Origin of the sequence: Alcanivorax sp., assembly GCF_040118815.1 — a bacterium.
Taxonomy (GTDB): domain Bacteria; phylum Pseudomonadota; class Gammaproteobacteria; order Pseudomonadales; family Alcanivoracaceae; genus Alcanivorax.
In genome coordinates this window covers 141,616-159,518 of the sequence record NZ_JBEDTC010000015.1, presented here as the reverse complement: position 1 = coordinate 159,518, position 17,903 = coordinate 141,616, and the positions used below count along the sequence as shown (strand labels likewise).

Sequence of the window (17,903 nt, the reverse complement as noted above, 5' to 3'; positions counted from 1 at the left end):
AGTAAGGGTTTACGCCGGTCACTTCCTGACAATCGGGCTGCTTCGACAACCCGCGCTGTCAGCACCGTTCACTACCGCTTATCCGTCCATGATGCACAATGCCTGCACCGATGGCACACTTGCTGACCCCTTTCGGTACGACGGCGAGCACCATGACAGACCAGGCAATCATCAATGAAGTGGGGCTGCGCGACGGCCTTCAGAACCAACCGGTTACCGTGGACACGGCCACCAAGGCGACACTGGCCCAATTGCTGGTGGATGCGGGTATGCGTTACCTGGAGCCGGTGAGTTTTGTCAGCCCCAAGGCAATTCCACAGATGGCCGATGCCGCCGCCCTCACCCCACTGCTGCCCAAAGGGGACAACCTGCATACCCCTCTACACTACACGGCCCTGGTCCCCAACCTTAAGGGCTACCAGCTGGCCCGGGATGCGGGCTACCCCACGGTGGCGCTGGTGCTCTCCACCACGGATTCCTTTAATGAGCGCAACCTGAACATGAGCCTGGAGCAGGCGGCGCAGAGCTGCGAGGCCATTATCGCCGCCGCCAAGGCCGACGGCATCGCCACCCGCACCTATATCTCCGGCGCTTTTGCCTGCCCCTACGATGGCCCGGTGCCGGTGACGCTGCCCCAGCAGCTTAGCGAGCGCATGTTTGCCGCCGGCTCCGACGAGGTGGCCATCGCCGACACCATTGGCGCCGGCAACCCCCAGCAGATGAAAGACATCATGGCACCGCTGATCCGCGAATTCGGGGCCGAGCGATTCTATGTGCACCTGCACGATACCCGCGGGCTGGCCTCGGCCATGGCCTGGGCCGCGGCGGACCTGGGTGTGCGGCGGTTCGATGCGTCCGTGGGCGGACTGGGCGGCTGCCCGTTCGCGCCGGGCGCCACTGGCAATATGGCCACGGAAGATCTGGTCTATCTGCTGGAAAGCGCCGGGCTGAAAACCGGCATTGATGTGCAGGGCCTTCGCGAAGCAGTGGCTCTGGCCGCCGAAGCGACCCAGCGACCGCTAGGCGGGCGCATCCTGAACTGGATGGCATCTCAGGAGAAACAGGGCAAGACGCCCTGCATAGGGTAGCAAGGCCTATCGTAGGAGCGGCGCTTGAGCCGCGAAAGCCGCGTTACCGCAAGTCCATTCGCGGCTCAAGCGCCGCTCCTACAAAAGCAGTGATCAACAACGGTACCGTTCAAGAGCGCAGCGCAATAATCATGCAAGTGCAGGTGGCGTGGGCGTAGAGCTTGCCTTCATCATCCACGATGCGTCCTTCGGAAATCACCAGGCTGCGGCCCCGGTTAATCACCTTCCCTTCCGCCTTATAGGCCTTGTCGAACGTCAACGGCCGACACATTTTGATATTCAGGTCTGTGGTGCCGTAGCTCTCGCCAGCCGCCAGCACGGTGTGAGTGGCGCAGCCAGTCACCGAGTCCAGCACGGTGGCCGCAAAGCCACCATGTACCCCGCCCAGTGGATTGGTGTGGCGCTTGTCCGGGGTCGCGATAAAGACCACACGGCCTTCTGCCACGGTATCCGGGTCCATGGGGATGGTTTCAGAAATGGGGGCACGGGGAATCTTGCCGGCGGCGAAGGCCTGCATGATTTCCAGGCCAGTCATGGTGGCAGGGTTCATGGTCATTCTCAGGGGTAATGGCGTTGTCTGCATTATAAGTTCCTATTTGGAACTTACAACTTGAGCGCCACGATTCCTGACTCTTCCGCCTTATAAGAAAGACTCCGGGAGCGGTTAGAGCAATGTCGTTCGCACCCGGTTACGGCCAGCTTCCTTGGCAGCGTAGAGCGCCTGATCCGCCGCACTTAGCAGTGCTTCCGGCTTGCTCACAGCATCCGTTCCGTCGCAGGACATCAGCGTCGCCACGCCCACGCTCAAGCTCACCGGCTGGCTGAGCGAAGCAATGCCAGCTACCGCCTGGCGGCAACGTTCCGCCACGTTTTCGGCTGCCTGCGCATTGGCAGAGGGCAACAAAGCAACAAACTCTTCACCGCCATAACGCGCCAGCACATCGGTATCACGGATCACCTGGCGCAGCGCCGCCGCCACGGCCTGCAGCGCCACATCCCCTTCCATGTGCCCATAGCTATCGTTGTACTGCTTGAAATGATCCACATCCATGAAGATCACCGATATGGGTTCGCCACGACGCTCACAACGGCGGTACTCCTGCCGCAGGCTTTCCATCAGCACGAGCCGGTTATTCAGTCCGGTAAGCGGATCCGTGCGGGCCATGTCCGCCAGCTCCTGATTGAGCTGCTCCAGCTCATCCTGCTTCTGGCGCAAAACACGCTCTGCGGTAACTTGAGCGGACACATCTTCAATCTGCGAGAGAAAATACCGGGGCGTGCCATCTGCGTTGCGGACAATAGATACCGCCAGCAATACCCAGACGATATGCCCATCCTGGTGAAAATACCGTTTCTTCATCCAGTAACTGTTGCGCTTTCCTGCCAACAGCGCCTGCACCTGGTTCAGGTCCTTTTCCAGATCGTCCGGATGGGTAATGGTCTGAAAATCACTGGCCAGCAAGGCCTGTTCGTCATAGCCCAGAATGTTGCACAGCGCGGGGTTAACCCGCATCCAGCCCCCTTCCGGGGATACGATGGCCATGCCAATGGCAGCATGACGGAACGCGCCCTCGAACAGGGCCATGTTCTCTTCCATCTTGTTAACGGCAAATTGCCGTTGCTGATCCAGCTTCTCCTGCTCCAAAGCCTGGCTGAGGGATCGCCCCATCAACTCCAGAAACTCCATTTCTTCGATGCTAAACGGCTCGCGGCGAGGTACCGGGTCACTGAAATTGAGGGTGCCAAAAATCTCGCCCTGCACATAAAGCGGCACGGCCATATAGGATTCCAGCTGCATCCCCACATAGACCGGGTGCGAGCGCATTTCTTCCAGTTCGCCCACATGGTGCAACGCCACCGACCCCTGCTTGCTGATCACGGTGGAGCAATAGGTATCACCCAGTGGGAAATGATCGCCAACGCTGATGCCATCGTCGACCGGTTGCACCGCTAGCACTTCGTAGTCACCGTCTTTTATGCGGCTGACAATGCCAATGGACAGACCCAGCAGGCTACGCCCCACCTCCAGGTAAGCCGCATACAGTGCATTGAAATCCCCGCCGGGCAGCAGCGATAACTGGTGCAGTTCTCTCAGGCCGGTCAGGCTGAAATCACCCCGGTCTTGCATGTTTGTTCCTCTTATTCGCGCCTGCTGTATAGCGGCACGGTGTTTATTCTTACGTTGTAACCAAAGGCGCAAGACAAGTAAAAACTCTTGCAACGTTTTGCACCAGAGAAAGGCCCGCTTTTTGATACCGCTGAAACAAAAAAAGGCGCCATACGGCGCCTTTTTCCACTTTGACAAGCTTAGTGCAGCTTAAACAGAATCTGCAGTAGCTGGATGCCCAACAACACAATCAGCGGGCTCAAATCAAACCCGCCCATGGGCGGCAGCATCTTGCGAATCGGTGCCATGATCGGTTCGGTAACCTGCACAATGACCCGTACCACCGGGTTATACGGGTCCGGGGCTACCCAACTGAGAATCACCCGAATCAACACCGCCCAGAACACATAGCTGAGGATCAGGCTGGCCAGTTCCTGCAGGCTGTAGATCACCAACTGCCCGCCGATACCTGCCGGAAAACCACCCACCTGGATGCCGAGAATCAGCACCGCCTTGAGCATGATCAGCACCACTACCAACACCAGCGCGGCCACATCGAGGCCACCGTAGCCGGGGATGATCCGGCGCAGGGGTTTGAGCAGCGGGTTGGTCGCCTTGAGCACGAACTGGGAGATCGGATTATAGAAATCCGCCCGCGCCAATTGCAGCACGAAGCGGGTCAGTACAATAAAGATGTAGGCGCTGAACGCGAAATCCAGCAAAAAGACCAGGGCACCCTGCGGGTTCATGGATCACTCCGTTGCAATGTCTTGACCGGCGTTTAGCCGGAAACTGGGACAGAGTTTGGGGCAAGGGGGGCAAATTTCAAAGGGTGGACAAAAAACAGTAACGAGAAGCGAGAGACGAGTGACGAAAACCAAAACCGGTTTGGGGTTCGCTTCTCGCAACTCGTTACTTCGCCTTTTACCCCGCCAGCTCTTCCGACCGCTCCCGCGCCGCCGCCACGGCCGCCTGCACCTGTTCGCGGAAACCGGCTTCTTCAAACACATTTAGCGCCGCGGCGGTGGTGCCGCCGGGGCTGGTAACCTGCTGACGCAGTACATCCGGGCCGGCTTCGCTGGTGATGGCCAGCTGGGCGGCGCCCCAGGCGGTTTGCAGTACCATCTGGCGGGCGGTGGCGGCATCCAGCCCCTGGGCCTTGGCCGCTTCGATCAGCGATTCCATCAGCAAGAAGAAGTAGGCCGGGCCAGAGCCAGACACGGCGGTGACCGCATCCAACTCTTTCTCTTCATCGAACCAGAAGGCGATGCCCACGGAGCCAAGGATTTCCTTGGCCATGGCTTTCTGTGCATCGCTCACGTCATCGGCGGCATACAGGCCAGTGGCCCCAGCCTGTACCAGTGACGGTGTGTTGGGCATGCAACGCACAATCGGGGTGCTGCCCAGCCACTTGCGCAGGTTACCCACGGTGACGCCGGCAGCGATGGAGATAATCAGCGGCTGGCGGTCAGCAATCAGATCACGCAGATCCGTGCAAACCTGTTCCATCATTTGCGGCTTTACCGACAGCACCAGCACATCCACACGCCCGGCCACATCACGGTTTTCAGTGCTCACGTGCACCCGGTGCAGCTGGGCGACTTCGTCCAGGCGGTCTTTGGAGGGATCACTCATCCAGATACGGGCCGGGCGAATTCCTTTCGCCACCATGCCACCGGCCAGGCTGGTTGCCATGTTGCCGGCGCCGATAAATCCGATTAGTTGTTGTGCCATAACTGCGCAGTCCTTGTTGTCAGGCCTTGGGCGGGCGCGGTCCGAACAGGGCGGTGCCCAGCCGGATCACAGTGGCGCCTTCTTCAATGGCCACCGGATAGTCCGCGCTCATGCCCATGGAGAGCGTATCGAGGGCGGGCATTGTATTGCGCAATTGTGACAGTGTCATGGCGAGCTGTCGGAAGGCGGCGCGGTTGCCATCGTCGTTGTCCGCCCGGGGAATGGCCATCAAGCCGCGCAGGCACAGGTTTGGCAAGGCATGTATTTGCGTCGCCAAGGTGGCCACATCGGCCAACGGCACCCCGCTCTTGCTGGCTTCGTCATCCACATTAACCTGAATGCAGACGTTCAACGGGGGCTGTTCAGGCGGGCGCTGCTCACTGAGGCGGCGGGCGACCTTAAGACGATCGACCGAGTGCACCCAGTGAAAATGGGCGGCGATATCGCGGGTCTTGTTGGACTGAATCGGCCCGATGAAATGCCACACCAGATCCCTCTCGCCCAGGGCGGCAATCTTGTCCAGCGCCTCTTGGAGGTAGTTTTCCCCGAAATGGCGCTGCCCCCGGTCTGCCAGTTGGGCCAGTTCGTCTGCGGTACGGGTCTTACTGACCGCCAAAAGCTGCACACTGTGCGGATCGCGGCCTAAACGCGCGCAAAGTACATTTATTTGCTCATCAATGTGCAGCAGTGGTGATTTGACGTCAGTCATTATTGAACGGCTCAAGAGGTCGGGTTACTTTAGGCATGCGACGATTTTCTGAGGAGCCTGCTGGCAGGCCCCCAACATAATAACAAAGGGCCGCCCACGGAGGCTCTTTCCAAGCCATAACAGCAAGTATAAATCATGGATATTACCGAGCTGCTCGCTTTCAGCGCCAAAAACGGCGCCTCTGACCTTCACTTGTCCGCCGGCCTGCCCCCGATGATCCGGGTGGATGGCGACGTGCGCCGCATCAACTTGCCGGCCATGGAACACAAGGAAGTCCATTCATTGATCTATGACATCATGAATGACAAGCAGCGTAAGGATTTCGAGGAATTCTACGAAACCGATTTCTCCTTCGAGGTGCCCGGCGTGGCCCGTTTCCGGGTGAACGCCTTTAACCACAACCGGGGCGCCGGCGCGGTATTCCGGACCATTCCCTCGAAAGTGCTGACCATGGAAGACCTGGGCATGGGCAAGGTGTTCCAGAAGATCTCCGAGATGCCACGGGGTATTGTACTGGTCACCGGGCCCACCGGTTCCGGTAAATCCACCACCCTGGCGGCCATGGTCGATTACATCAACGATTCCCGCTACGAGCACATCCTCACCATTGAGGATCCCATCGAATTCGTGCACGAATCAAAAAAATGCCTGGTTAACCAGCGCGAAGTCCACCGCGACACCCTGGGCTTCTCCGAAGCCCTGCGCTCGGCTTTGCGGGAAGATCCGGACATTATTCTGGTGGGTGAGCTGCGGGACCTGGAAACCATCCGCCTGGCCCTCACCGCCGCCGAAACCGGCCACCTGGTGTTCGGCACCCTGCACACCACCTCGGCGGCCAAGACCATTGACCGGGTGATCGATGTATTCCCGGCGGAAGAAAAATCCATGATCCGCTCGATGCTGTCGGAATCCTTGCAGGCCGTAGTGTCACAAACGCTGATGAAGAAAAACGGCGGCGGCCGGGTAGCAGCCCACGAAATCATGATGGGTACTCCGGCGATCCGGAACCTGATTCGCGAAGACAAGGTCGCGCAGATGTATTCCGCCATCCAGACCGGTGGCGCCCTGGGCATGCAGACTCTCGATCAGTGCCTGCAGGGCCTGGTGCAGAAAGGCCTGGTGGCCCGTGACGTGGCCCGCGAAAAAGCCAAGAGCCCGGACTCACTGTAACCCCGAACGCACGGCACTGGCGCCCACTGAGGGCGCCGGCGGAATCAGCACAGGCAGGCCTTAAGCATGGAATTCGAAGAGCTTCTCAAATTAATGGTACAGAAAGGCGGGTCGGACCTTTTCATCACCGCCGGCGTACCCCCGAGCATGAAAATCAACGGCAAGATCCTGCCGGTGACCAAAAGCGCGCTCACCCCGGACATGACCCGGGACATCGTGTTCGGTGTAATGACCGAACAACAGCGCAAGGAATTCGTCGCCAACCACGAGTGCAACTTCGCCATCTCCGCCCGTGGCGTGGGCCGTTTCCGGGTCTCCGCATTCTACCAGCGCAACCTGGTGGGCATGGTGCTGCGCCGTATTGAAACCAAGATTCCCAACGTGGATGACCTGCGCCTGCCACCAGTGATCAAGGAACTGGCCATGACCAAGCGTGGCCTGGTGATTTTCGTGGGCGCCACCGGTACCGGTAAGTCCACCTCGCTGGCGTCCATGATTGGCCACCGTAACAAGAACTCCAAGGGTCACATCATCACCATCGAGGACCCGATCGAATTTATCCACCAGCACCAGGGCTGCATCGTTACCCAGCGTGAGGTGGGCATTGATACCGAGTCCTTTGATGTGGCGCTGAAAAACACCCTGCGCCAGGCGCCGGACGTGATTCTAATCGGTGAGATTCGCACCCCCGACACCATGGACAAGGCCGTCGCCTTCGCCGAAACCGGGCACCTGTGCCTGGCCACCCTGCACGCCAACAACGCCAACCAGGCGCTGGACCGGATCATCCACTTCTTCCCGGCAGACCGCCACGGCCAGCTGTGGATGGACTTGTCACTGAACCTGAAAGGCATTGTCGCCCAGCAGCTGATTCCCACCCCTGATGGCAAAGGCCGCCGCGCAGCCATCGAAGTATTGCTGGGCACACCACTGGTGCAGGACCATATCCGCAAAGGCGAAGTGCATCAGCTCAAGGGGCTGATGAGCAAATCACGTGAGCAGGGCATGCAGACCTTCGACCAGGCGCTTTACGACCTATACTCCGCCGGTGAAATCACCTACGAAGATGCCATGCTCCACGCCGATTCCCCCAACGACCTGCGCCTGATGATCAAACTGGGCAACGAAACCGACGCTTCCAGCCTGGACGTAGCGACGCGGGGACTGAGCATCGAGGATACGGAGTAAGAGACGCTGCAGGCCGCACGCTTCACGCAACAACGCGGATGAAATGCCCAGTGTTCTCCAAGCAAAGAGGCCGCGCCCATCCACTGGGCGCGGCCTACTCATTTCAGAGAAACACCCGCGTTTCCACTTTACGCTTTGCGTTTACTACTGAATCTCGCGATAACAAGGACGTTTTTGTACTTTACCAACGGAGGGGGAAACCCATGCAACAACAAAAGGAAACACACCTTACACCCATCGGCTATCTGCTGTGGTTCTTCGGCGGGATCTTTGGTTATCACCGGTTTTACTATGGTCGTCAGCTCACCGGCTTGCTGTGGATGCTTACCTTGGGAGTCTTTTTCATCGGCTGGGTCGTGGACGCATTCCTGATTCCCAGCATGAATCAGGATGCCAATAATCAGTTCAAAAGCGGCGATACCGACTACAGCGTAGCTTGGGTACTGATGCTGTTTCTGGGCGTATTTGGCGCACACCGTTTCTACATGGGCAAGATCGGCACTGGCATTCTCTACTTGTTGACCTTCGGCCTACTTGGTTTCGGCGTGCTCTACGACCTGTTCACGCTAAATGGCCAGGTTTCCGAACGCAACGGGGCAGCTGCACAGGGCGAGCCCGTACCCGCATGAGGAAGAGCAAACCACAAGCTGTAACTCGAACTGGCTATTTTGTGTAATGAAACAGGCCGCGCCCACCCCCTGGGCGCGGCCCTATTTGTTTAATTAGCGTGTTGCATGGTGCGTGCGGCGTGAAGCGGGCAGCTTGCTGCCTTTCAGTAATGCGGTGGCGGGGCGTCTTCGACCTGGGTGGACTCGAACGCTTCGGACAAATCCATCAGCCTATCCGCCATCTTGCGACAGGTTTTTTCCAGCGCATCGATTTGGCGCTGCTGGTCACAGACCACCTTGTTCAGCGACTCCACCATGTCTTCCTGGTAGGCCAGCTTGGTTTCAAGCTCGATCAGGCTGTCTTCGCTCATACTCTGCTCTCTTGTAATAACCGTCGGGACCACCGGCATGCCAGTCTACATTGCCAAGGATTCCCATTACCTCGCGTAGCGAGCGTCGCTGGCGGCGCGAACCGGAACTCAGTTGCGAGAGACACGCAACGAAAAGCGAAAACCTGACTACCCCAACGCCCGGATTTTGATTTTCGAAACTCGCTGCTCGCCACTCATCACTGCTGCTCTGTCGCGCCGCCAGCGACGCTCCTACAAAAATCATCTGCACCTATTGTACTGGCCCTTTACCCATAATTCCGCTATGGTTTTCGCCGTCTTGGGGGAGTAGTCGCTCGATCGCTTTCACGCAAAGCCCCTTGGCGGTCATCAACATAGTTGCGCCTCATGCGCATGGTGGCCGCGTCCGCATCCGGGGAGCTCTACCTCCCCCAGGATTGACGAGACCTGAGACATCGCAGGCATTCCGCAGGGGCGGGATTGGCCGGTGATGTCTCTGTGTCGCACAATCCCGCCCCTCTGGAAACATTCATGGACGCCCTGCTCAGTTCCTTCCTGCTGGTTGGCCTTGGTGAAATTGGCGACAAAACCCAGCTGCTGTCCCTGGCGCTGATTCTCAAATTCCGCAAACCCTGGCCTATCCTCGCCGGCGTGGTGATCGCCACCCTGCTTAACCACGGCGCCTCTGTCTGGTTTGGCGACTGGCTGGCCGATGCCATCCCGCTGGAATGGCTGCGCTGGATTCTCGGCATCAGTTTTATTGGCCTGGGCCTGTGGATGTTGATTCCGGACGGCGATGAAGACGTTGATGACAACCCTCGCTTCGGCCCCTTTGTCACCGCGCTGGTACTGTTCTTTATTGCCGAAATCGGCGACAAGACCCAGCTGGCCACCATTGCCCTGGCTGTACAATTCAAGGATCAGTTCTGGCCAGTATTGAGCGGCTCCACCCTGGGTATGATTGCCACCAACCTGCCCGTTATCTGGCTGGCTCACCAGTTCGGCAGCAAACGCTTTGAAACCTGGGCCCATCGCATCAGTGCACTATTGTTTTTGGGTTTCGGGGTATGGGCGTTGGTGTAGGCACGCCTGACGCCTGACGCCTGACGCCAAAGAGCGTATGCTCACGCGCTATACCTGCAACCCTGGTCGCGCTGCGAGGCACCAACGTCTGGCGGCCGGCATCTGGCCTCAATCGGAATTCATTCATGGCCCTCACCGCCACCATTTACAAAGCCGAACTCACCGTTTCCGATATGGACCGGGATTACTACGCCACCCATAATCTGACAGTGGCGTTGCACCCCTCGGAAACCGAATCTCGGATGATGCTGCGGCTGCTGGCCTTTGCGCTCAACGCCCATGAAGATCTGAGCTTCTCGCGGGGCCTGTCCAACCCGGAAGAACCGGATCTTTGGCAACGCCATCCCAACGACACGTTGGCGCACTGGATCGAGCTGGGCATGCCTGATGAGAAACGTCTGCGCAAAGCCTGCGGGCTGGCCGAGCAGGTCACCATTTACTGTTACGGCCCGCGCGCACCCCAAGTGTGGTGGGACAGCATGAAGAACAAGGTGCGCCGTTTCGACAACCTGACAGTTGTTCATGTAGATGCAGATAGTGAGGCCGCACTGGCCAGCTGCGCCAAGCGCGCCATGCAGTTGCAAGCCATGATCCAGGATGGCCAGGTCTGGCTGGGAACCACGGACAATAACGTGGAGATTGCCCTGCAAACCTGGTACCCGGGCGGCGCCAATTAATGCGGCACCTTCTGGGAGCCACACTGACACTCTTCCCCCTGGCCAATGGCAGCAACCGGCATGCCGATACGGATATATGATCCGTAACGCTGCCAAAGCCTGCACCATCACAACTCACGACACGTAAAGAATCGGGTTAATGAAAAAAATCATACTGATTATTGGCGTCTTGGCGCTGTCGGGGTTTACCACCTGGTGGCTACAGGACGCCCCTCTTGATGACGCAGCCCGGCAGTGGCTGAACACAACACCCAGCGATGACAATCCTGCTTACGCTTACCTGCTGGGCTTTGGCGCACCCGCCGATCAATCCCCCTCCCGACAGGGCAGCGCACTGGTGCAACGACAGAAGAGCCACCCGGACCTGGCACTGCCCAATGCCCACCGGGACCTCGACGCATCATCTCTGCTATGCCGGAATATGGACGCGAGCTGCCTGCTTCACCAACAGGAAAAACGTGTGGAGTCCGAGGCTCTGGTGAACCAGTATCAGTTCCTGATTGATCGCTACCAAACCTTTCTGGGCTTTGCGTATTTTTCGGACAATACACCGCCTCGTCTGGACGCCACCTTCCCTGAATACAACCTGCTGGTCACCGCTTCGCGGCTGCAATCCCTCGCCTGGGCTATCAGTGAGGCGCCCGGGGAAAAAATCGTCGAGGAAATACAGCAACTACGGCACTGGCTCACCCAGGACCATAGCCTGATCAGCAAGATGATCGCCAATGCGCTGCTGGCAGAAAAACTGCAACTGACCGCCCTGCTGGTGCAGCAAGGAAGAATGTCCACACTGACGCTTGCTCCGCTGAGCCCAGAGGAAAAAAGCTTTCAGGCACCCATGCAGAAAGAGTTCGCACTGATGGCGCACTTTTTCATTGATGAGCAATACCGGGATGGCAATGAAGTCGCAAGCTGGATTGAAGAAATACAATTCAGGGCCGGCCTGAAAAAAAATATCAGCGTTAACCGCATGCTACCGCTTTATCAACACTATGCGCAGCTCGCTGATCAACCTGTTGACGTCATCGAAGCCGACCAGTTTCAACCCAAACCTGCGTCAACGAGTGAGGCCATCCGCAACCCCATCGGCAATGTTTTGCTGGAAACCGCGTCGCCGGATTTCAAACAATATCTACTGCGGCTGGTACAGCTGGATGCGCGCATGACGTTACTGAAACAGCTTGGTGATACCGATGTGCCCCCTCGGGCAGCCAACCCCTGGACGCCGGGGAAGGATGACACGCTGATCCGTAAAGACCAGCAGCTATGCTTTCGCCACGCACCAGACCATGACCGCTATAATGCCTGCCTGCCTTTGCTGTGAATAAAAGCAAGCTGCCGCTTGAGCATGAAGACCTGTTGCGTGCAGCGTGTAGCGCATCCCGCTACATACTCCGCTGATTCACTCGCGCCATGAGCTGCTCGGCTGATTCCTTGCGCTCGGAATAGCGATCAGTAAGATAATCGCTGCGGTCCCGGGTCAGGTAGGTGAACTTCACCAGCTCTTCCATCACATCCACAATGCGATCATAAAACCCTGAGGGCTTCATTCGATCATCATCATCGAATTCCAAAAAGGCTTTCGGTACCGACGATTGATTGGGGATGGTGACCATGCGCATCCAGCGACCCAACACACGCAATTGATTTACCGCATTGAATGACTGGGATCCACCACTGATCTGCATCACTGCCAAGGTCTTTCCCTGCGTCGGCCGTACCGCGCCAAGCGACAGGGGAATCCAGTCGATCTGTGTTTTCATAATTCCGGTCATGGCGCCATGACGCTCCGGCGAACACCACACCATGCCTTCACTCCAGGTCACCAGATCGCGCAGCTCCTGCACCTTGGGATGGCTGGCATCTTCACTGTCCGGCAAGGGCAAGCCATCCGCATGAAAGATCTGCGTCTCGGCGCCCATGGCTTCCAGCAAGCGAGCCGCCTCCTGCACCATCAGGCGACTGAAGGAGCGTGCCCGCAAAGATCCATAGAGCAAAAGGATTCTCGGCTTGTGCACGGCGGGCTTGTCACGGAAGACATCGTCTTGCGTGGGCGCCTGAAAAGATTCTTTGTCGAGATTGGCTAAATCGTTCATAACACTCTCAATGCCATTGCGTCGTCATCGCAAGCGCGCTGGCTTCTACAGATCAATTTTTTCCTGGCCTTCGGGAAACCAGTGCTTTGTGCGGTTAATAATGGCCACCAGCGACAACATGACCGGCACCTCCACCAGCACCCCAACCACAGTGGCCAGAGCCGCACCGGAATGCAGGCCAAACACACTGATCGCTACCGCCACAGCCAGTTCAAAAAAATTACTGGTGCCGATCAAGCAGGCGGGGCCCGCTACGTTGTGCGCTAGCCGCAAACGTTTTGCCGCCCAGTAAGCGATAATGAAGATGCCGTACGTCTGGATCAGCAACGGAATGGCAATCAGCACAATAGCCATGGGTTTCGCCAGAATGGTCTCTGCCTGGAAACCAAACAGCAACACCACCGTGGCCAACAGGCCCATCACACTAACGGGCTTAAGCGTGTGCACAAAGTTGGCAACCCGCTCTTCACTGCCTAACATATACCGCGTGACCATACCTGCAAGCAGCGGCAGCACCACATACAACCCCACTGACAACAACAAGGTATCCCAAGGTACCGTTATATCGCTGACACCCAACAACAAGCCGGCAATAGGCGCAAAGGCGAACACCATAATGATGTCGTTTACCGATACCTGTACCAGGGTGTAATTCGCATCGCCTTTGGTCAGTTGGCTCCACACAAACACCATGGCGGTACAGGGGGCCACGCCCAACAGGATCATCCCGGCGATATATTCGGTGGCCGTTTGCGGGTCCACCCAGCCGGCAAAAAACACCTTGAAGAACAACCAGCCCAGCGCGGCCATGGTGAAAGGCTTGATCAGCCAGTTAATCACCAGAGTAAGCAGCAAACCTCGGGGGTTCTGGCCCACTTTCTTAATGGCAGTGAAATCAATCTGAATCATCATCGGGTAAACCATCACCCAAATGAATACCGCCACGGCCAGGTTCACATGGGCATATTCGAAACCGGCTACGGCTTCAAACACACCGGGCACAGCCACACCAAGGGCTACACCGGCAGCAATAGCCAGTGCCACCCATACACTGAGATAGCGTTCAAAAAACGGCATTACGCACTACCTAAATCACGGTGAATTTTCTGGGCTGAAGCAATCAGGCCCAACGGATTTATATCAGCCAGATCCAATGCCACCAATGCTTCAATACGGGCATAAAGCTCATCAAAGGTGGTTTCAAACGCTGCATTAATTTCGTCTTCGGTACCTGTAGCATGCGCCGGATCCGCCAGCCCCCAATGGACCTTGGGTGTATCTCCCAGCCACACCGGGCACGACTCACCGGCGGCGGCATCACACACGGTGATGACCATATCAATCTGCTCACCTTCCAGATCATCCATGTTCTTGGAGCTGGGGTTATTCACGGTGACACCGTGGCGCTGCAGCACGGCCAACGCATTATCGTTAACCTTGCCGGTGGGCATGCTGCCAGCACTCAGGCCACGCAATGCGCCCTGACCCAGGTGGTCCGCAAGAGCCTCACCGATAATGGAACGGCAGGAATTACCGGTACACAGAAACAAAACATTCAATGGCGTATTCATACATTCGTCTCGTTTGTTGATCGTCAATCGGTTTAGCCACAACAGGCTTGGTTTGGAAGCGTCATGCCAAGAGCATCCCGGGCAGGCGACACCAGTGTTTCGATCACCGTGGCGGCCCATTCCGGCAATGCGGGATTCAACTGGTAATGCATCCAGGTACCCTGGCGTCGGGCCACCACCAGCTCACACTGTCGTAACTGCGCTAGATGGCGTGACACCGTGGACTGGGGCGCCTGCATGGCATCCACCAGATCGCACACACACACCTCTCCCTGACCCTGTAACAGGCAAACCAGGCCAAGGCGGATGTCATCGCCGAGGCATTTACAGAGCTGGGTAGGTGTAAGCATGTTTCTGCCTTGTATTCGTATATTCGGAAATACGGATATTAAAGGCTAAAGCGTCAAGCTTCAAGCTGTAACTCGGGAAAGTTTTGTGACGATGCCAGAAAGGAAAAAGGCCGCGCCTGAAGGTTAGGCACAGCCTTTGAAAGGATCGTAGGAGCGTCGCTAGAGATGCTCCTACAACGGTTTCGCAGCGGGTTTTACTTGTAGCTTGCCGCTCTAAGCTTGTCGCTGCCTTTATTGCTTCAGCTTGGCTTCGATCTCGTCCACGCTGATATGGCGTACGTCCTTGCCTTCCACCAGGTAGATCACCTGCTCGCCGATATTGCGAGCATGGTCGCCGATGCGCTCCAGCGCGCGCAGTGACCAGATGATATTCAACACCCGAGTAATGGAGCGCGGATCTTCCATCATGAAGGTAACCAGTGAACGCATGGCGCTGGCGTACTCCATGTCCACTTCGTTATCTTCCGCTGCCACAGTTAGCGCTTTCTTGGCATCAAAGCGAGCAAAGGCATCCAGTGCATCGCGCAACATGTTGCGCACGTGGTTACCAATATGGCGCACTTCCACATAACCCCGCGGCGACTCACCCTGTTCAGCCAGCTGCAAGCCCATGCTGGCGATCTTGGCGGACTCGTCACCAATACGCTCCAAGTCCGACACGGCTTTGGACACCGCGATAATCAAACGCAGATCCGACGCGGCCGGCTGACGCAGAGCCAGCACCCGAGTGCATTCCTCGTCGATAAGCATTTCCAGCTTGTCGACTTTGTCTTCGGTTTCGATCACTTTTTCTGCCAGTGCCGAATCTGCCTGCAACAACGCCTGCAACGCATCGACAACCTGCTTTTCCACCAACCCACCCATTTCCATCAAGTGGTTACGGATGGATTCCAGCGCTTCGTTAAACTGGGTCGAGCTATGCTCGCCAAAATGCATACGGTCCATTTTTTTACTCTCCTTTCCCGCGCGTTAACCGAAGCGACCAGTGATGTAGGCTTCTGTCAGATTGTGTTCCGGCTTCGTGAACACAGTCTCGGTATCGTTCATTTCCACCAAATGCCCCAAATGAAAGTAAGCCGTACGGTTAGATACCCGTGCTGCCTGCTGCATGGAGTGGGTCACAATGGCGATAGTGTAAGACTCGCTCAGCTCGGCAATCAGTTCTTCGATTTTTGCTGTCGCAATAGGATCGAGCGCGGAACAGGGCTCATCCATCAGCACCACCTCCGGGCTCACTGCGATAGTCCGGGCGATACACAAACGTTGCTGCTGACCACCGGACAGGCCGGTACCCGGCGCATGCAAACGGTCCTTCACTTCATTCCACAGCCCCGCCTTGCGCAGACTGTTTTCCACGATTTCGTCCAGGTCATACTTCTTGTTAGCCAAACCATGAATGCGCGGGCCATAAGCCACGTTATCGTAGATGGACTTGGGAAAAGGATTCGGCTTCTGGAAAACCATGCCCACACGGGCACGCAACTCCACCACATCCAGCTTGGGATCATAAAGATCCTGACCTTCCAGATGCAGACTGCCCTTTACCTTACAAATATCGATGGTGTCATTCATGCGATTAAGACAGCGCAAGAAGGTGGATTTACCGCAGCCTGAGGGGCCGATCAATGAAACCACTTCATTCTTACCGATATCCAGGCTCACACCATGAATCGCCTGGTTATCATCGTAGAACACCTCCACATCGCGCAGGCGCATTTTGGGATCGTCCACGTAGGGGCGTCCCACTGTTTCTTTCGGATAAGGAGTGTCTTGTGTCATTGAACCTTGCTCTTCATTAACAGTGTCTTTGGGCAGATCATTGGCGCCCAAAGTGTTTTTGTCCAGTTGCTGTGCCGTTTCCATAACTAAATCCTCGTTAGCGGTCCGGTTACCAGCGGCGCTCAAGGCGCTTGCGCAATACTACTGCCAGAGTGTTCATGGTGATCAGGAACGCCAACAGCACCATAATTGCAGCGGAGGTCAGGGCCACAAAGGCCTGCTCCGGGCTGCCTGCCCAAAGGAAGATCTGTACCGGCAGCACCGTAGCCGCATCCAGCGGTCCGGTTGGCAATTCCACAATAAAGGCCACCATGCCGATCATCAGCAACGGAGCCGTTTCGCCCAGAGCCTGAGCCATACCGATAATGGCACCGGTCAGCATGCCCGGCAGCGCCAATGGCAGCACATGGTGCAATACCACCTGCATCTTGGATGCCCCCAGACCCATCGCTGCCTGGCGAATGCTCGGGGGCACGGCCTTGATCGCAGCACGGCTGGAAATAATGATGGTGGGCAATGTCATCAGCGTCAGCACCACACCGCCAAGTAGCGGCACCGAACGAGGCATACCGAAAATACCGATAAACACAGCCAGCCCCAGCAACCCAAAGATGATAGACGGCACAGCTGCCAGGTTATTGATATTGACTTCAATGAAATCGGTAAGGCGATTTTTCGGCGCAAATTCTTCCAGATAAATCGCTGCTGCCACACCAATCGGGAAGCTCAATCCGAGCGTCACCAGCATGGTAAAGAAAGAACCCAGAATCGCACCCAGCATGCCCGCCTGTTCCGGCTCACGGGAATCACCGCGAGTGAACAATGACTGGTTGAAGCGCATTGCGATCGAGCCTTCCGCCTCAAGTTCTTCCAGCCAACCACGTTGCTGTTCTGATACTCGAGCCGCTTCACGCTGTTTGCTATTACCTTTCACAAACAGGTCTGCAGCATCATCCAGCTGCACTTCAAGCGTGCGGGTCTCTCCGAGTAACGCCGGGTCTTCCTCAATCATGCTGCGCAGTTCATAACCCGCACCATTACTGATGATGGAATAAAGCTCTTTTAACTCTTTGCGGTCAGACACGCTGGGGAATTTTTCTCGCAGCGCGTCTCGCAGCACACCATTGTAATTACCGTAGAGCACTTGCTCTCTATCGAGCGGATCATCAATTTCCAGCGTCTGCGCATCGAAGGTCACATCCAGAGTGATGGTGTGCTCAATGAAGGCGCTATGACCTTTACCAATAATGTCAGTGAACAAAATCACCAACGCCATTAGCCCGATCAAAATGGAACCGATGCCAAATGCCTTGAAGCGTTTTTCTGCACGATAACGGCGGCCCAGCGTTTTGCGAACCTGTTCGGTCGTTTTACTCATATCAAATTCCTCCAG

General features: G+C 56.9%; 20 protein-coding genes. 7 read left to right on the top strand and 13 right to left on the bottom strand.

Annotation, left to right across the window (positions count from 1 at the left end):
- The first annotated feature begins 152 nt into the window (after positions 1–152).
- Positions 153–1,088, top strand: a complete 936-nt coding sequence (locus ABNH18_RS09940) for a hydroxymethylglutaryl-CoA lyase (RefSeq protein WP_349382664.1) — start codon at positions 153–155, stop codon at positions 1,086–1,088.
- A 109-nt stretch (positions 1,089–1,197) separates the two neighbouring features.
- On the opposite strand, the gene ABNH18_RS09935 is transcribed toward ABNH18_RS09940, so the two are convergent.
- The 5 genes from ABNH18_RS09935 to ABNH18_RS09915 form a co-directional block, all read right to left on the bottom strand.
- Positions 1,198–1,671: a PaaI family thioesterase gene (locus tag ABNH18_RS09935; protein ID WP_349382663.1), complete on the bottom strand. Its 474-nt coding sequence runs from the start codon at positions 1,669–1,671 to the stop codon at positions 1,198–1,200.
- 81 nt (positions 1,672–1,752) lie between these two features.
- Positions 1,753–3,216 (bottom strand): sensor domain-containing diguanylate cyclase, encoded by a 1,464-nt coding sequence (locus ABNH18_RS09930; protein ID WP_349382662.1) that lies wholly within the window; start codon positions 3,214–3,216, stop codon positions 1,753–1,755.
- Between the two features lie 179 nt (positions 3,217–3,395).
- On the bottom strand, positions 3,396–3,944 hold the full coding sequence (locus ABNH18_RS09925; RefSeq protein ID WP_349382661.1) for a YggT family protein: 549 nt from the start codon (positions 3,942–3,944) through the stop codon (positions 3,396–3,398).
- A 175-nt stretch (positions 3,945–4,119) separates the two neighbouring features.
- On the bottom strand, positions 4,120–4,929 hold the full coding sequence (gene proC, locus ABNH18_RS09920) for a pyrroline-5-carboxylate reductase (RefSeq protein WP_349382660.1): 810 nt from the start codon (positions 4,927–4,929) through the stop codon (positions 4,120–4,122).
- A 19-nt stretch (positions 4,930–4,948) separates the two neighbouring features.
- Positions 4,949–5,638, bottom strand: a complete 690-nt coding sequence (locus ABNH18_RS09915) for a YggS family pyridoxal phosphate-dependent enzyme (protein ID WP_349382659.1) — start codon at positions 5,636–5,638, stop codon at positions 4,949–4,951.
- A 135-nt stretch (positions 5,639–5,773) separates the two neighbouring features.
- On the opposite strand from ABNH18_RS09915, the gene ABNH18_RS09910 reads away from it, so the two are divergent.
- The 3 genes from ABNH18_RS09910 to ABNH18_RS09900 all read left to right on the top strand — a co-directional run bounded on the left by ABNH18_RS09910 (position 5,774) and on the right by ABNH18_RS09900 (position 8,625).
- The gene (locus ABNH18_RS09910) at positions 5,774–6,808 is read left to right on the top strand and encodes a type IV pilus twitching motility protein PilT (protein ID WP_349382658.1); all 1,035 of its coding nucleotides are present in this window, start codon (positions 5,774–5,776) and stop codon (positions 6,806–6,808) included.
- 66 nt (positions 6,809–6,874) lie between these two features.
- Positions 6,875–7,996 (top strand): PilT/PilU family type 4a pilus ATPase, encoded by a 1,122-nt coding sequence (locus ABNH18_RS09905; protein WP_349382657.1) that lies wholly within the window; start codon positions 6,875–6,877, stop codon positions 7,994–7,996.
- A gap of 203 nt (positions 7,997–8,199) precedes the next feature.
- Positions 8,200–8,625 (top strand): NINE protein, encoded by a 426-nt coding sequence (locus ABNH18_RS09900; RefSeq protein ID WP_349382656.1) that lies wholly within the window; start codon positions 8,200–8,202, stop codon positions 8,623–8,625.
- Positions 8,626–8,768: 143 nt separating this feature from the next.
- Here the strand turns inward: ABNH18_RS09900 and ABNH18_RS09895 are convergent, their stop codons facing one another.
- A complete protein-coding gene (locus ABNH18_RS09895) occupies positions 8,769–8,975 on the bottom strand; it encodes a SlyX family protein (RefSeq protein ID WP_349382655.1) in 207 nt (68 codons plus the stop codon).
- A gap of 510 nt (positions 8,976–9,485) precedes the next feature.
- Here ABNH18_RS09895 and ABNH18_RS09890 point away from each other — a divergent pair.
- The 3 genes from ABNH18_RS09890 to ABNH18_RS09880 all read left to right on the top strand — a co-directional run bounded on the left by ABNH18_RS09890 (position 9,486) and on the right by ABNH18_RS09880 (position 12,038).
- A complete protein-coding gene (locus tag ABNH18_RS09890; protein ID WP_349382654.1) occupies positions 9,486–10,037 on the top strand; it encodes a TMEM165/GDT1 family protein in 552 nt (183 codons plus the stop codon).
- A 125-nt stretch (positions 10,038–10,162) separates the two neighbouring features.
- The gene (locus tag ABNH18_RS09885) at positions 10,163–10,714 is read left to right on the top strand and encodes a YaeQ family protein (protein WP_349382653.1); all 552 of its coding nucleotides are present in this window, start codon (positions 10,163–10,165) and stop codon (positions 10,712–10,714) included.
- 139 nt (positions 10,715–10,853) lie between these two features.
- A complete protein-coding gene (locus ABNH18_RS09880; RefSeq protein WP_349382652.1) occupies positions 10,854–12,038 on the top strand; it encodes a hypothetical protein in 1,185 nt (394 codons plus the stop codon).
- 61 nt (positions 12,039–12,099) lie between these two features.
- Here the strand turns inward: ABNH18_RS09880 and arsH are convergent, their stop codons facing one another.
- The 7 genes from arsH to pstA all read right to left on the bottom strand — a co-directional run bounded on the left by arsH (position 12,100) and on the right by pstA (position 17,888).
- A complete protein-coding gene (gene arsH / locus ABNH18_RS09875; RefSeq protein ID WP_349382651.1) occupies positions 12,100–12,810 on the bottom strand; it encodes an arsenical resistance protein ArsH in 711 nt (236 codons plus the stop codon).
- 45 nt (positions 12,811–12,855) lie between these two features.
- Positions 12,856–13,887: an ACR3 family arsenite efflux transporter gene (gene arsB / locus ABNH18_RS09870; RefSeq protein WP_349382650.1), complete on the bottom strand. Its 1,032-nt coding sequence runs from the start codon at positions 13,885–13,887 to the stop codon at positions 12,856–12,858.
- Positions 13,887–14,381, bottom strand: a complete 495-nt coding sequence (locus ABNH18_RS09865; RefSeq protein WP_349382649.1) for an arsenate reductase ArsC — start codon at positions 14,379–14,381, stop codon at positions 13,887–13,889. The genes arsB and ABNH18_RS09865 overlap by 1 nt, the downstream gene beginning before the upstream one ends.
- A gap of 32 nt (positions 14,382–14,413) precedes the next feature.
- Positions 14,414–14,731: a metalloregulator ArsR/SmtB family transcription factor gene (locus ABNH18_RS09860; protein ID WP_349382648.1), complete on the bottom strand. Its 318-nt coding sequence runs from the start codon at positions 14,729–14,731 to the stop codon at positions 14,414–14,416.
- Between the two features lie 231 nt (positions 14,732–14,962).
- Positions 14,963–15,676, bottom strand: a complete 714-nt coding sequence (phoU, locus tag ABNH18_RS09855; protein WP_349382647.1) for a phosphate signaling complex protein PhoU — start codon at positions 15,674–15,676, stop codon at positions 14,963–14,965.
- Positions 15,677–15,700: 24 nt separating this feature from the next.
- Entirely contained in the window at positions 15,701–16,594 is an 894-nt protein-coding gene (pstB, locus tag ABNH18_RS09850) for a phosphate ABC transporter ATP-binding protein PstB (protein ID WP_349382646.1), read from the bottom strand.
- 25 nt (positions 16,595–16,619) lie between these two features.
- Entirely contained in the window at positions 16,620–17,888 is a 1,269-nt protein-coding gene (gene pstA, locus ABNH18_RS09845) for a phosphate ABC transporter permease PstA (protein ID WP_349382645.1), read from the bottom strand.
- Positions 17,889–17,903 lie beyond the last annotated feature (15 nt).